8 protein-coding genes are annotated in these 16,083 nt (G+C 39.5%); all 8 read left to right on the top strand.

What is annotated here, in order from left to right; translation table 11 throughout:
* The first annotated feature begins 6 nt into the window (after positions 1 to 6).
* The 8 genes from NDQ75_RS02365 (at position 7) to NDQ75_RS02330 (ending at position 15,871) form a co-directional block, all read left to right on the top strand.
* Positions 7 to 1,194, top strand: coding sequence for an aldose epimerase family protein (locus NDQ75_RS02365; protein WP_202027774.1), 1,188 nt, complete (start codon positions 7 to 9; stop codon positions 1,192 to 1,194).
* A gap of 990 nt (positions 1,195 to 2,184) precedes the next feature.
* Entirely contained in the window at positions 2,185 to 5,271 is a 3,087-nt protein-coding gene (locus NDQ75_RS02360) for a SusC/RagA family TonB-linked outer membrane protein (RefSeq protein ID WP_202027773.1), read from the top strand.
* Between the two features lie 154 nt (positions 5,272 to 5,425).
* Positions 5,426 to 6,916, top strand: coding sequence for a RagB/SusD family nutrient uptake outer membrane protein (locus NDQ75_RS02355; protein WP_202027772.1), 1,491 nt, complete (start codon positions 5,426 to 5,428; stop codon positions 6,914 to 6,916).
* Between the two features lie 404 nt (positions 6,917 to 7,320).
* The gene (locus NDQ75_RS02350) at positions 7,321 to 8,517 is read left to right on the top strand and encodes a family 43 glycosylhydrolase (RefSeq protein WP_202027771.1); all 1,197 of its coding nucleotides are present in this window, start codon (positions 7,321 to 7,323) and stop codon (positions 8,515 to 8,517) included.
* 27 nt (positions 8,518 to 8,544) lie between these two features.
* Complete coding sequence (locus NDQ75_RS02345; protein ID WP_202027770.1) at positions 8,545 to 10,068, top strand: sulfatase; 1,524 nt, start codon at positions 8,545 to 8,547, stop codon at positions 10,066 to 10,068.
* A gap of 180 nt (positions 10,069 to 10,248) precedes the next feature.
* Complete coding sequence (locus NDQ75_RS02340) at positions 10,249 to 12,954, top strand: PSD1 and planctomycete cytochrome C domain-containing protein (protein WP_242513645.1); 2,706 nt, start codon at positions 10,249 to 10,251, stop codon at positions 12,952 to 12,954.
* A 2-nt stretch (positions 12,955 to 12,956) separates the two neighbouring features.
* Positions 12,957 to 14,471, top strand: coding sequence for a DUF1501 domain-containing protein (locus tag NDQ75_RS02335; RefSeq protein WP_202027768.1), 1,515 nt, complete (start codon positions 12,957 to 12,959; stop codon positions 14,469 to 14,471).
* 23 nt (positions 14,472 to 14,494) lie between these two features.
* The gene (locus NDQ75_RS02330) at positions 14,495 to 15,871 is read left to right on the top strand and encodes a c-type cytochrome domain-containing protein (protein WP_202027767.1); all 1,377 of its coding nucleotides are present in this window, start codon (positions 14,495 to 14,497) and stop codon (positions 15,869 to 15,871) included.
* Positions 15,872 to 16,083: the final 212 nt, after the last annotated feature.

Here is a 16,083-nt window from a genome sequence, read left to right as displayed (position 1 = left end):
CATACTATGAAGATAAGAAATGTGATAATTGTGCTTTTTGCGATAGCTATAATCGTCAATCTTGGTTGTAAGGAAAAAAAACAAGCAAGAATAAGCAGTGTAAACGATAAAGTTAAAACAGTGGCCCATGTAGATAGTGCTTCCTTCGTGGGTAATGTAGACGGAAAGTCGGTAAATTTCTACAGGCTTAGGAATAAGAATAAAGTTGAAGCTACTTTTACCAATTATGGTCAACGACTAATATCACTTTATGTTCCCGACAATGAGGGAAGGATGGAAGACGTGGTTTTAGGTTTTAACTCATTAAAAATGTACCAAAATGCCAATGAGAAATATTTTGGAGCTACAATTGGAAGGTATGGAAACAGGATAGCCAAAGGTAAATTTACTATCCAAGGGCAAGCGTATCAATTGGCAACAAATAACAATAGCAATCATTTGCATGGGGGTGTTAAGGGTTTTAATGAAGTGGTTTGGGAAGCCGACCAAATTTCAGAAAATGAAATTGAGTTCCATCGTATTTCCCCCCATATGGAAGAAGGTTACCCCGGTAATCTCAATGTTAAAGTAAACTACATTCTTACTGATGAAAATGAATTGAGAATAACTTATGAAGCTACAACGGATAGAAGCACACCTGTAAATTTAACGCATCACTCATTTTTCAATTTAAGAGGAGAGGGCAACGGTACAATTAATGAACATATTTTAATGATTAACGCAAATCAGTTTACTCCTGTGGACAAAGGCTTGATTCCTACAGGTGAAATGCGAAGTGTAGAGGGGACTCCTTTTGATTTTAGCCAACCAAAACCAATCGGTCAAGATTTGGAAACAGAAAACCAACAATTAATCTTTGGAATGGGATACGACCATAATTTTGTGCTCAACGACACGCCAAAGAGTGATAGCGGATTGACACTGGCTGCAAGAGTTATTGAACCTGAAAGCGGCAGGGTAATGGAAGTTTTTACCAATGAGCCAGGGTTGCAATTTTACGGAGGAAACTTTTTGAATGGCGAGGCAGTGGGCAAAAGTGGAAAACCGTATACTTTCAGAGGTGCATTCTGTTTAGAAACACAACATTTTCCCGATTCACCTAATCATTCCAACTTTCCAAATACTTTATTAGAGCCAGGCGAAACCTATAACTCTATTTGTGTGTATAAGTTCACAAATACTACTATTCATTAATGAGGCCCAATATTGATCTTTAGAATATGTGGTAGCATTCATTATAGATTTGGTATAGCCTTGAGAAATTAGATGAGTCAGGTTTTTTAGGATTTTAAAATTCTGTAGCCTTCTTTCAATAAAGCCTAGTTTTTAAAGCGCTAGTAATCTTCATAAATATATATGTTTAAATCCTAACCGGTTTCTTCAAATAGTGTTTTGCAGGGTATATACAAAAACTTAAATTGTTTCTAAAATTATGTCGACGTCGCGTAAAAATTTTGAATTCATCTTCTATTATAATTTGCAGAGTTACACACTTATTATTTACTGAAGGGCAAAATTCTCAAATAAAAGACAATTGTGTCTCAAAGTACTAATTCTCAATTCCCACAATGAATTCAAGATAAATCCCCGTAAAAGTTACTTACATCTATATGAATTTTAGCGAGATTCTGCGCGATATAGAAGGGTGAAAAAGGAATTAAAACATGTTAAAATAAGATTTAAAAAAGAACACTTATTTAAAGCTTAATTTTTCCACTCGCTTTTTAGATTTTCATGCTATTACAATTGCACTATGTAGCTAATTTATGTTGGAACTACATTTGAAATTCTAAACTTTTGGACAAATCCAGAAAGATTAAATGAGTTCGTAGAAAAATTGCATTTATCAACAATAATGCTGGCAAATAATACATATTTACAGTTTCTCATGTTAATAAAACATTAAGATTGTAATATTATTTATGCAATATTAATGGTTTAAAATTGTGAATATGGTATAAAATAGAATTTTATTGTGTCAATTTACTTATTTGAACAAGATTCTTAACAATTTTTTTAAATCTATTTGTAATAACATTTGTTCAAGAGTTTTATGCATGTTTATCACTATAAGTGAAATAAAAGGACATCAATTAAAAGTAAGAAATCACAAGGCTTGACCATGGAAAATGGGAAGTAGGCATTACAACAAATAAACTATACTAACAATCAAACATCAAAATTATGAATGAAACCAAGCGAAACATACAGATTCCCAAACGGATGGCTGTATTGATATTTCTGTTATTGTTTTATGCCAGTGTTGTGGCACAATCTGTCTCTGGAACAGTTACCACAGCTGACGGCAATACTCCATTGCCCGGCGCGAGCGTTGTTGTCCAGGGGTCAACAAATGGTACCCAAACAGATTTCGATGGCAATTACAATTTGAGCAATGTCCCAGAGGATGCCGTACTTACATTTAGCTACGTCGGTTACGAAATTCAGAATGTAAGAATAGACGGTCGAACCACTATTAACGTGGCATTGGTAGAAGATGCTCAAGCCCTAGATGAGGTAGTCGTAATCGGCTATGGTACGGTAAGGAAAAGTGATTTGACCGGTGCGGTGGCTTCAGTGGATGCTGATGATATGAATCCAGGTAACAACGCCTCTGTTGAACAGGCCTTGCAGGGGAGGGTCGCAGGTGTTCAAATTACACAAAAGAGTAATGAACCAGGAGGAGGACTTAGTGTCAGTATTCGTGGTGCTGGATCCATTCAGGCAGGTACAGAACCCCTGTATGTAATTGATGGTGTAATAGTCAACAACGCAAGTGTAGCTGGAACTGGTGGTATCGGTTTTACAGGAAACCAAAACCCCCGAAATCCTTTGAACTCTTTAAATCCAGCAGACGTCAAATCGATAGAAGTGCTAAAGGATGCTTCTGCGACGGCAATTTATGGATCAAGGGGATCAAATGGAGTGGTTCTTATAACCACTAAGAAAGGAAAACAAGGGAAACTTAAGGTTGCATACGATTATTACTATGGTTTCCAAGAAGTATCTGAACCAGCAGATGTTCTTACCCCAATAGAATATCGCGATGCACTCAATGCAATCATTGATCTGGGAGGGGGAGACCCATCTCAGGTTATAAATGAAATAGAAGATGGTGGTACCGACTGGCAAGACTTAATATATAGAACAGCACCCGTGCAAAACCATAACATGTCTTTCTCCGGTGGAGGAAATAACCTAACTTATTTTACTTCTTTAAACTATTTCGATCAAGAGGGGCTCATAGAGGGGTCTGGTACAAAGCGTTTCAATACACGTGTCAATCTAAATTATAACGATCAAGAAAAGGTAAATTTTGGGGTAAACTTTAATGCTTCTTTTATCAACGACGATTTTGCTTCAACAGGTACGGGTATTAATGAAAATGGTGGTGTTATTTATACGGCCATTAACTATGATCCTACGATTTCTCCTTACGATGAGAACGGTGATTATCAACGTTCTCAATTTTTTACCGGAGATAACCCACTGTCTCTTATGGATGGTGAAAGTGCATTTGCTGAAACATTTCGTTTCTTTGGTAATACCTTTTTGGAATATTATTTTATACCAGAATTGTCGGCAAAAGTACAGATTGGAGGAGATACCCAGTCGGTTCGTAGAGACGTTTTTATACAGCCGTTTACCTTGGCAGGCGCTGGAAGTGGAGGAATTGGTAGTATCCAGACTGGCCGTACGGATTATGTTTCCGTAGAGGGAACTCTAAATTTTAATAAGAGTTTTGGAAAAAGCAATTTAAATGCTGTATTGGGTGCTACCTACGAGTATTTTCAATCAAAGACTTTTAGTGGTAATGCACGGGGCTTTGCCTTACCCGATTTAGAAACCGACGCTTTGGGATCAGGAGATCCTTTGTTAAACAACCTGGCTAGTGGGCGTACGCAAGCCAAGTTCTTATCCTATTTGGCAAGAGCCAATTATTCTTTGTTAGATAAGTACCTTTTTACGGCATCCATACGAGCAGATGGCTCTTCAAGGTTTGGTGAAAACAATAAATTTGCCTACTTCCCATCGGGAGCAATAGCTTGGAAGATGCAAAACGAAGAATTCATGCGAGGAGCGGATTGGATTACCGAGCTGAAACCGCGTATCAGTATTGGATCAACTGGAAATGCAAATATTGGTAATGCCTTGGCCTTTCAAACTTTTTCAACAGGCAATCAGGTACTGTTTGGAAATGCATTCTATAGTAGTATTTTTCCATCTCGGTTGGCAAACCCTGACTTAACTTGGGAAAAAGCCGTACAATATGATATAGGATTTGATTTCGCATTTTTCCAAAATAGATTGTCGGGTTCTTTTGACTATTTCAATAAGGAAACAACCGATCTTTTGGTTAACATCCCCCAGCCTTTAAACACAGGCTTTGCCGGGCAGGTACAAAATTTAGGTGGCGTTCGAAACAAAGGCTTTGAATTATCACTAGTTGGGGATATTGTACGTTCAGATAAGGTCACTTGGACCCTGTCTGGGAACTTCTCCACCCTCGATAACGAAGTATTAGATATTGGTGAGCGTGGTGATATTATCAGAGGATCCTTAGATCCACAAGTCCCCAATTTTTCAATAATTAAACCTGGACATCCTTTGGATTCCTATTATGGCTATATCGTGGATGGTATTTGGCAAGAGGGTGACGATTTTAGCGTATCCAATGACAATTTAGTTCCAGGGGATATAAAATATCGAGACATAAATGGAGACGGTACTATAAACGATCAGGACCGCATTATTATTGGGGATCCCATTCCAGATTTTACATGGGGTTTAACCAGTAGCCTTAGGATAAGCAACTTTACCCTAGATGTGTTTATGCAAGGGGTTGAAGGGGTTGACCGGTTTAACTACAACTTGGCTAACTCCTATTTCCCCAATAACTTTAGACAAAATAGATTTGCAGAACCCGTGTTGAACCGATGGACGCCCGAAAACCCTTCAAATAAATATCCTTCTTTTGTCAATCCGCTGGCTCAAGGCGGTCAAAATTCGCTAGTAAGCACGATTACGGTTGAGGACGCCTCTTATTTTAGGTTACAATCGGTAAGGTTGGGCTATGATGTTCCAGTTTCTGATATTGGAGTTTTTAATAGATTGTCCATTTATGTCACAGGCCAGAACCTATTTACCATTACAGATTATAGTGGTACAGATCCCGCAGCCAATGCCAGCGGTAGTAATACGGCATCGATAGATTTTAATGCCTATCCCGTGCCGCGAACCTATTTGTTGGGGATGAGCATTGAATTTTAAACTATTGAGATGAGTGTCTGAACTATAACAAAATCGCAATATCAATCAGGTTTATTTTTTTTGAAGCGAGATGTTATGAAATCCATAGAAACTCAATTTATCAACGTGAATTAATATATTATATTAAAATAGTATAAACAATAAAGATAGACACATGAAATTTAAAATAATAAAACCGTTAAAACTTATAATGCTGACCTTACTGGCATTGGTTTCTTGCGAGCAAGAACTTGATTTGCCACCTGTGGATGAATTTGCACCTGAAAATGCGCTACAAAATAAAGAGGGCTTGGAAGCACTGTTGTTTTCTGCTTATAATGCTAATAGGCTGGGTCCTGCGGGCTTCGCCAACGAGATTTTAATTAATGAAGTAACTACGGATATAGGACTGGTACGGATTGGCGGAGTGGAAAGAGCAATGAAACCATATATAGATTTTAATTGGGGGCCCTTTTCTCCAGAGATACAAGGTATGATGTGGCAGGGTCGGTATGTAGCTATTCGAAATGCAAATACCCTTTTGGACAACATTGGACAGTCCGATGTCGAAGAAGATTTCAAGAGAATGGCAATAGCTGAGGCTAGGTATATTAGGGCTTTCGAGTACGCTTATATGTACAAGTATTTTGGACCGGTACCGTTGAGAACTACTTCGGATTTAACAGTCCAGCCCAAGGATTTGGGGTTGCCCACGGAAGAAGAATTTAGAACTTTTGTGGAAACCGAATTGAAGGAGGCTGCGATAGACTTGGTTCACCCCGCAGCACAGCCCCAAGTGGGTAGGGCTACTAAAGGCCATGCCTACGCCACTTTGACTAAATTTTTTATGAACACCAAACAATGGGCCAAGGTAGTTGAAGCGACCGAATTGCTTATGGATTTGGGATACTACGAACTCTTTCCCAATTATCGTGCTACTTTTTTTGTGGAAAATGAGCCGCAAAACAATCCCGCTAATAAGGAAATTATTGTAACCTGGTCGATGGTCAACGAATTTCCTTATCAGAACACTTACCAAAACGGAGTCTTTCCTCCAGGATTCAGAAGGTCTGACAATATTCCCGAATTTGAATGGGTTGCGGGCATGGCCAACTGGGCTACCCAATTTAGTGTGCGCGATGATTTTTTGGATTCTTTTGAACCCAACGATTCCCGTAAAACCACTATAATCGAAGACTACGTCAACGCAGCGGGTGATTTGGTTAATCTGGGCACCATTCCTGATAATAGCCGAAGCTTCAAATATTTTGACAATAACCAAATGGGCAATAATTCAGGAGCAGATCAGCCCTATATCCGCTATGCAGATATATTACTGTGTAGAGCCGAAGCATTGAATGAACTTAACGGACCTACACAAGAGGCTGTCAATCTTGTCAATGAAGTAAGAAACAGAGCTGGAGTAGATCCCTACACCCTGGCCGATGTAGGTAGTATGGACTCTTTTAGGGATTTGATCCTTGACGAACGTGGTTGGGAGTTTTTCTCAGAAGGAAAAAGGCGTGAAGATCTAATTCGCCATGGTAAATTTTTGGAGTTTGCCCAGCAAAGAGGTATTAACACTCAGCAGTATCAAGTATATTTTCCTTATCCGCAAGTCGAAGTAGATGCTAATTCCAATCTAGAACAACGTGAGGGCTATTAATAATATTGCTTACTTATTTTAGAAGAGTAAGGGTAGAAGGATTAATCAAAAAAGGAGCTAAATTTTTTGTAAAGAGTTTATAGTGCTTAAAAAAAAGCTTTCATCAACTTCTGAAATTATTAACTCCTACCTCGTTAAATATATAGTTTGGCACAGGATCTGAAATTCAATCACAAACTGAGAATAATGGATTTGAAATATCTTAAAAAAACCATGGTGTATTGAAATAGAATTAACTCTTCCCCATTCAATGAACTTGTGGAGTTAGTATACCAAAGAGGATAAAAACAGATGTGTGTAACTGGTAAACGCATTAAAAACGTAAATATAATAGAGTAGTATATCCTTAGAGGAGGATAAATAATTTTTAACTAAAAGCTATCACTAAAGCTATTTGACCATTTATGAATAAACGAAATAACTATTGGCTTTTATCGCTTGTCATAGTCATATTAATATCGAGCTGTAAGGAAAGGGAATCTGAAAAAATCGTAGTAGAAAAAGCTGAACATAACAGCAAAGAGGTTAATTTTGAAAAAGCCTTTGAGGCACATGATAGGGCTATCTATATCAAAAAAGGCTGGATACGTGACCCGTACATAAATTTGATGGAGGATGGGTACTATTATCTTACTGGCACAACTCCCAAAAAGGGTGACTCTCGAGAGTTGACCGAGCTATATAACACTGGTCTTGATGAGCAGAACCAAAAGCTCTATGGTAAGCCTAGTATAGTTGGTCCTGATATAAATCTCTGGCGAAGCAAGGATTTGAAGAAATGGGAGGATCTAGGTGCTGTTTTTTCAATTGATAAGGGATATTGGGCTGAAAAAATGCCCCAGAATTTTGAAAATAGTAAAGAAGAAGATTGGCGTGTGTGGGCTCCAGAAATCTATAAAATAGGTGGCAGATGGGTAATGGTGCATACTTCCCCAGAACCAGTGCCAAATGGTGCTAATATGGTCATCTCCAAAGGTGAAAAGCTAAGTGGACCATTTAATTTTCCTATGGGTGACGATATGCGTAATAAACACGATCCTTCTTTATTCAATGATAATGGTAAGTGGTATTTACTTTGGGGCAATACCTCCATAGCGCCCATAAAACCTAATTTTTCGGGATTGGCCTCGGAGCCCGTAAGAATCGACCCTTCGAATCGGGTTATCGGACACGAGGGAGCTACCTTACGGAAAATTGGTGACAAATATGTCCATTTTGGTACGGCTTGGTCTACAGATAATATGAGGCACGGCTCCTATAATCTTTACTATTGTTTATCAGATAATATTACTGGGCCTTACGGACCAAGACGCTTTGTTGGGCGATTCCTAGGACATGGAACTCCCTTTCAGGACAAGCAAGGTCGTTGGTGGTGTACAGCCTTTTACAACGGTGACGTGCCCCCCATAAGTAGAGAAGGTATTCAAGAAAAGGACTTAGGTGAAACAGCTCAAACCATTAATGAACAAGGAACGACAATTGTTCCGTTGGAGGTCCAAGTTAAGACAGATGGAGATGTCTTTATTCGTGCTAAAGATCCAGATTATGCCAATCCTGGTCCAGATGAAGCACAGGATTTCGAAAAAATTGCTGTTGATTAAAACATTTAATAAATTTAAAATCTAATAATGAAGAGGTTGATCAAAATTTGTAATCCGACAAAGACTCTTTTTAGTTTCGCCTGTATTTTAATGCTGACTTTCCAGCTATTAGGTCAAGGGGTAGAAAAGAAAAAAAAACCTAACATATTACTCATTTTAGTAGATGATTTAAAACCTGCGTTGGGCACATACGGTGATAATGTTGCTATAAGCCCAAATATTGATAAACTGGCAAATCAGGGCATTCAATTCAATCGGGCATATGCCAATCAAGCGGTTTGCGCACCCTCTCGTTATAATCTGATGTTAGGTTCACGCTCGACTTCTACGGGTTTGTATAATTTTGGTAAGGAGTTTAGGGATGTATATCCTGATGCGATTACACTACCGCAATATTTCAAAACAAACGGCTACCATGTCGAATCTATGGGTAAAGTATTTCATATTGGCCATGGAAACAAAGGTGATGATGCGTCATGGAGCATTCCGCATCGCGGGGATAAGGTTATTGAATATGTTGAACCCACCAGCACAAATAGAAAATTGACCCGGGAAGAAGCGCTTTTTGAAAACTACTTGATGAATTATGAGAACCCCACTCCGATTAAGGAATTACCGAGAGGTGCAGCATGGGAGTCTCCTAATGTTCTTGACGAAGCCTATGCTGATGGACGTGTGGCACGACTTGCCGTCGAACGTCTTCGTGAACTAAAAGCAAAAGAGGATAAACCCTTTTTTATGGCAGTAGGCTTTGTTAGGCCCCATCTTCCCTTTTCAGCACCTAGGAAATATTGGGACTTATATGATAAACAAAAATTGCCCTTACCTCAGTTTGAAAAATTTCCCGAAAATGCTCCGGAATTTGCAGTTAAGCGCGGCGGTGAAATCAGTGCCTTCAAGCCGGTGCCCGAGGATTATCCTGGTATATATAATGAAGAGTTAAAGCGAAACTTGATTCATGGCTACTATGCAAGCATGAGTTATATGGATGCCCAAGTAGGGACAGTTATCGATGAATTAAAGCGCCTGCAATTGGATGAGAATACGATTGTGGTTCTTTGGGGTGATCACGGTTGGCATTTGGGAGATCATGGGATTTGGACTAAGCATACCAACTATGAACAGGCCACTAAAATACCAGTAATAATGGTGGTGCCGGGAGTAACCAAGCCAGGGTCAAAGACCGAACAAGCCTTTGAAACTGTAGATATATATCCTACGTTGGTTGAATTGGCAGGCTTACAAAGTCCAGTAGTAGACCAGCCTATTGACGGACTGAGTATGGCATCGGTCCTTGAAAACCCAAAACAAACTATTCGCGATCATGTTTACCATTGTTATATCCGCCAAAACTATTTGGGTGAAGCTATCCGAAACCACAGGTATCGCATGGTACGGTGGACTCACCAGAAGAACCCTAAAGATGTCGTGTATGAACTATACGATTTTGAGAATGACCCCCTCGAAACAAATAATATAGCTGAATCTAACCAAAAGCAAGTTAAAAAAATGCTCAAGATTTTGGAAAAGTATCCAAAGGCCAAAAGATAGTTCACTACATCCATTGGTACAATTACTAAAGATTATATTCCAGCCTGATCTATTTGACACTAGCGGAAACAATATAAGAATACCAAGAAAGATGATTGAGTTTTTTTATAAAACACATAATGATTAAATTGTAATGTATTAATATTCAATACAATAATGTGGTGTTTTGAGGTTTTTTTAATGAGGATTCTAGCCGTTTTAACGGCCTTAGCCTTTTTGGGGTGCAATACCGGCGATAAAGTAGATTTTAGTGCAGAAGTAAAGCCCATACTTAACAAGCATTGTATTTCCTGCCACGGAGGGGTTAAAAAAAGTGGTGGTTTTAGTGTGCTGTTTGAAGAGGAAGCAATGGCTGCTACCAAGTCTGGACATCCGGCTATTGTTCGGGGAGAAGCTTCCAAAAGTGAATTTATTAAGCGTTTGCATGAGAAAGACCCCGAGCTGCGTATGCCATACAAAAAACCGCCTTTGTCAAAAGAGGAAATAGCAACACTAACAAAATGGGTAGATCAAGGGGCTAAATGGGGAAAACATTGGGCATATTCGCCCCCAAAGCAATCTCTGGTGCCATCTTTTAATCAGGAAGCTTCCTTTGTAGCTTCAAGTGAAGGGGCACTTCAATATAACGAAATAGATTACTTTATTCAGGAGGAATTAAAAAAACATCAATTAGAACCTGCTCCAATTGCCGACTCTTTGACTTTATTGAGAAGGCTTTCATTTAATATTACAGGCCTGCCACCTTCCGAAGAAATAAAAGAGGATTGGATAAATGGAAGCAAGGATTATGATGAAGTTGTAACATATTTATTAAACTCTAAAAATTACGGGGAACATTGGGCGAGCTGGTGGCTGGACCAGGCAAGATATGCCAATACCAAAGGGTACGAGCAAGACCGGCATAGAAATATATGGCGGTACCGCGATTGGGTGATTACGTCTTTCAACCAAGACAAACCTTTTGATGAGTTTACCATTGAACAATTGGCCGGGGATTTACTTCCAGAGCCAACCGAAGAACAAATTGTTGCCACGGCATTTCACCGAAATACCATGAACAATGATGAAGGGGGGACCGATAACGAAGAGTTTAGGTTGGCTGCGGTAATGGACCGATTGCACACCACGTTCGATACTTGGCAAAGCACTACCATATCCTGTGTGCAATGCCATAGCCACCCCTACGATCCTTTTAAGCATGAAGAGTATTATGGGTTAATGGCTTTCTTTAACAATACATTAGACCAAGATACCGAAGATGAAAAGCCCAACATATTGCTCTACGACAGTGTGCAACAACAAGAGGTAGACAAATTGTTGGCATGGGTTGAAAGGGAAGCAAGTAAAAACACTTTGAAAAAATATGAAGAATTTTTAAAATATGAGTCCCCTTTTTACCTGTCCTTTGGTGCTACGGATATAAAAAATGGCGTGCATGATATGAGGTTTGCAGTACAGTTGAGGGATGGCGGGTCTTGTGTTTTCCCTAATGTCAATGCAAATCAAGGAGGGCAGATAATTATTGACTTTAGACAGTTTGAAGACAATACGCATTTGGTATTGAAGAAAGGAAATAAAGACGGTCCTGTTTTACTTAATACCGTATTAAAAAAAGAACATGGTTTAACCCAGGCTTTTTCGTTAAATACCGTAGTTGAAAACGAGTTTGATTTGTATGTGGAGGTAGGGAACAAAAACATCGCCCGTACAAAAACGCTTGTGTTGATTAGATGGCTTTCTTTTTTAGAAGACCTAGAGGATTTGGCTCCTGAAGGAGGGGTGTATGCTGAAAAGTTTGCGGAAATCATCAACATGAAGACCGAGCAAGTACCTATTCTGTATGAAAACCCAATGTACAATCAACGCACAACCCATGTTTTTGAACGGGGCAATTGGATGGAGAAAGGGGATGAGGTCGCTCCAGAAACCCCTGATATTTTAAATGAATGGAATCCAAAATGGCCAAAAAATAGGTTAGGGTTCTCTTACTGGTTGATGAGCAAGGACAACCCTTTAACGGCCCGAACGTTGGTAAATAAAGTATGGGCCCAATTGTATGGCAACGGTTTTGTAACTACATTGGAAGATATGGGAACACAGTCGGACACTCCCATACACCCCGAACTGCTCGATTATTTGTCGGTTAAGCTTGTGGACGAGTTTCAATGGAGCATTAAAGAATTGATTCGGTACATCGTAATGTCGCGTACCTATCAACAATCTTCTAAGTCGAATGCCTTGTTGTTTGAAAAAGACCCTCACAATCTACTTTACGCCAGAGGCCCAAGGTTACGTCTTTCAGCAGAAGAAATAAGGGATCAAGCGTTGTTTGTCTCTGGATTGCTAAGCGATAAAATGTACGGTCCAAGTGTTATGCCACCGCAACCCGATGGGGTGTGGCAAACAGTGTACAATGGCCGTCAATGGGAGGAAAGTAAAGGAGAGGACAAGTACCGAAGAGCGGTGTATACCTATTTAAAACGAACGAGTCCGTACCCCGCGTTCTTAACGTTTGATGCAGGAAGTAGGGAAGTCTGTTTAATAGACCGTACCACTACCAATACCCCTTTGCAGGCGTTGGTAACGCTAAACGATCCGGTGTATTTAGAGGCGGCCTATTTTTTGGCCAAGCAGATGGATGCGGAACCCGAAATTACCGAAAGTATAGGACTGGGGTACAGCAAAGCCCTGTTGAAGCCTATAAACAAAGAAAAGTTAGCGCCTTTAGTGCAGCTTTATAAAAAAGCCTTAGCGGATTTTGAAGCAAATCCAGAAAAAGTACAGAAGCTTCTAAAAGAAAGTGAAGATGCTACTGCCAGGCTTGCAGCATTAACAGTAGTAGCCAACGCTATCATGAATTTAGATGAATTTATAGTAACATCATAGTTATGGATAATATAGAAAAACTATTATGGGAAAAACAACAACGGGAGGCTGAGATAAAAACCCGAAGACATTTTATAAAAGAATGTGCCGCTGGTTTGGGAGGAATAGCCTTAGGATCGTTAATGATGTCGTGCAATGGGTTTTTATCTAATAAACAAGGGGCAAATACAGGGATAAAATTATCAGATAGGGATTTAAACCCCTTAGCAACTATGCCGCCCCCTTTTCCTGCAAAGGTAAAGTCGGTTATTTTTTTGCACATGGCTGGGGCGCCCTCCCAATTGGAGTTGTTTGATTATAAACCGGTCTTGCAGAAGTTACATAACCAACCTTGCCCAGAATCATTGCTGGAGGGCAGAAAGTTTGCTTTTATAAAAGGGGTTCCCAATTTGCTGGGCCCTCAAGCAAAATTTAAACAGGTGGGAAAAGCGGGGCATTGGGTATCTGATAATTTGCCACATTTTTCCAATGTAACCGATGAGGTTGCTTTTTTAAAGGCTGTAAATACCGATCAGTTTAACCATGCACCCGCACAGTTGTTCATGCAAACTGGGAGTCCGCGTTTGGGGCGTCCGAGTTTGGGTTCTTGGGTAACCTACGGTTTGGGTTCTGAAAACCAGAACCTACCCGGTTATGTTGTGCTTACTTCAGGCGGAAAAACCCCGGATGCCGGAAAAAGTGTATGGGGTAGCGGTTTTCTTCCGTCGGTGTATCAAGGGGTGCAGTGCCGGTCTAAAGGAGATCCCGTACTGTATATAGATGATCCCGAGGGCATGTCCAGGGATTTGAAGAAAAGCACCATTGAAGCCATAAACAGGGTCAACAAAAAAGAGTTCGCTGAATATCAAGATCCCGATATTTTGGCGAGAATCAACCAGTATGAAATGGCTTACAGAATGCAAATTGCTGTACCGGAAGTAATGAACATAAACAACGAACCCGATTCCATTAAAGAAATGTACGGTGTAGAACCCGGTAAAGAATCGTTTGCCAACAACTGTCTCCTGGCGAGAAAGCTTGTAGAAAAAGGAGTGCGCTTTGTACAATTGTTCGATTGGGGATGGGATTCCCATGGTTCATCTAGAGAGACCGCTTTAAATTTAGGGTTTAAAAATAAATGTAAAGAAATAGATAGGCCTATGTCTGCCTTGCTATTGGATTTAAAACAACGAGGCTTATTGGATGAAACTTTGGTGGTATGGGGCAGTGAATTTGGAAGGACCCCAATGCGGGAGAACCGTGGCGGACAGGAAACCTATTTTATCGGTCGTGACCATCACGTGGATGCTTTTACCATGTGGGTAGCCGGAGGCGGTATAAAAAATGGAACAAGCTATGGAGAAACAGACGAAATAGGTTTCTCGGTATTGGACGGAAAAGTATCTATTCACGATGTGCATGCTACCATTTTACACTTGCTTGGCTTTAACCACGAACAGTTTACCTATGAATTCCAAGGAAGACCTTTTAGACTTACCGATGTGCATGGAAAAATAATTAAAGAAATTTTGGCGTAAACTTAATACCCGTCTGCTACCTTATGATTGAATTTATTGGAAGGCTCCACCCCCTAATCGTACATCTCCCTATTGGTTTTATTTTGTTTGGAGTACTACTGCAGGTAATCGACCGTAAAAAAGCAGCGTACAATAACATTATTGCACTGGCTTACCTTGCGGCAGGTGTTATTGCGCTCGTCGCCTGTCTTACCGGCTATTTACTGTACCGTACCGAAGGATTTACGTACGCCAAAGTAATGGGGCATTTATGGTGGGCAGTGGCGACAGCACTTTTATGCTTTGTTATCTACGCTGGAATAAGTAATAAGGTAAAAGCCCTTGCTAAAGTTCCCAATGGTATTTACGGCATACTAGTGGTTCTTTTTGTGTCTATTACAGGACATTTGGGAGGTAATTTAACGCATGGGGAGGATTATTTAACAGAACCATTGCCTGCAAGTGTAAAGAAAATACTTGGAAAAGATTTAAAAGGGAAAGAGATGGCTATAAAGGTGAATGATAGCAATTGGAAAGAAACTCAGGTATATCCAGCACTTATTCAACCTATATTCTCCAATAAATGTTACAGCTGCCATGGAGAAAGGGACCAAAAGGGAGAACTGGCCCTACATACTCAAGAGGCAATAGTAAAAGGAGGGGAGAATGGAGCTGTTTTAGAGCCCATGAATTTGGGAAAAAGTAAACTTTATCAATACCTAATTTTACCAAAGGAAGACGAAAAACACATGCCGCCAAAAGACAAAACCCAGCTTACCAAAGAAGAAATATCCTTAGTGGAAGCTTGGATAGCACATGGGGCTTCTTTTGAAAAAACTGTTGGCGAAATGAAGGTTTCAAAAGATGTTTTACTTCCTTTTTTTCCTAAGGAAGAAGACAACTTACCTAAAGAAGCCCCTAAAAATGCCAGTAAAGAAAAAATAGAACGATTAAAACAAGCAGGTTTTTTTGTGGAAAATGTAAGTGAAAACACTACTTTTTTATCGGTTTCTGCAATCAATTCGCCTGGATTAACTTTGGAGGATTTAAACACAGTGCTGGAAGTGCCCAACCATATCGTTTACTTAAACCTAAGCAATACCAAGATAAACGATAGCTGTATGTTGGTGCTTGCAAAGCTTCCAAATTTAACGGAACTCGATTTAAGGAATACAGCTATAACCGGTAAAGGCATCGATACCTTGAAAGTATGTAGAAACCTTCAGAAAATCAACTTAAGTGGTACAGCGTTTAAAAAAGAAAATTTCGATTTGCTTACGGGTTTTTCCAATCTTAAAAAAGTTATTTTGTACAGCACCATCTTTTCAGATAAAAAAGGAACGGAGACAGTGGGGAAAACAACTTTTGAATATGGGAATTACGACTTGCCATTTATGGTGACTGATACTATTGTATATTAAGGAGTAATGCCATTCTCTCATCAGTAAATACTATTTGAACAAAATATTACATTTTAAAGTATGCCTTGCTTGGCATCTTCTCACTTCAATTTTTTTATCAGAATGAGGGTGGAAATTCATGTAAAAAAACAATTTTTTCACCGCATTTCATCTTCTCTAAGATATATGATATCGTAGATGAGATTTCATTGAAAAAATAACGAAAAGTTTGT

The sequence above is a fragment of the Galbibacter mesophilus genome (genome assembly GCF_023721415.1).
Taxonomy (GTDB): Bacteria; Bacteroidota; Bacteroidia; order Flavobacteriales; family Flavobacteriaceae; genus Galbibacter; species Galbibacter mesophilus.
This window is presented reverse-complemented; position numbering and strand designations above follow the sequence as displayed.

Coding starts and splice junctions, on each gene's coding strand:
- NDQ75_RS02365 (WP_202027774.1), top strand. CDS start 7: ATGAAGATAAGAAATGTGATAATTGTGCTTTTTGCGATAGCTATAATC.
- NDQ75_RS02360 (WP_202027773.1), top strand. CDS start 2,185: ATGAATGAAACCAAGCGAAACATACAGATTCCCAAACGGATGGCTGTA.
- NDQ75_RS02355 (WP_202027772.1), top strand. CDS start 5,426: ATGAAATTTAAAATAATAAAACCGTTAAAACTTATAATGCTGACCTTA.
- NDQ75_RS02350 (WP_202027771.1), top strand. CDS start 7,321: ATGAATAAACGAAATAACTATTGGCTTTTATCGCTTGTCATAGTCATA.
- NDQ75_RS02345 (WP_202027770.1), top strand. CDS start 8,545: ATGAAGAGGTTGATCAAAATTTGTAATCCGACAAAGACTCTTTTTAGT.
- NDQ75_RS02340 (WP_242513645.1), top strand. CDS start 10,249: ATGAGGATTCTAGCCGTTTTAACGGCCTTAGCCTTTTTGGGGTGCAAT.
- NDQ75_RS02335 (WP_202027768.1), top strand. CDS start 12,957: ATGGATAATATAGAAAAACTATTATGGGAAAAACAACAACGGGAGGCT.
- NDQ75_RS02330 (WP_202027767.1), top strand. CDS start 14,495: ATGATTGAATTTATTGGAAGGCTCCACCCCCTAATCGTACATCTCCCT.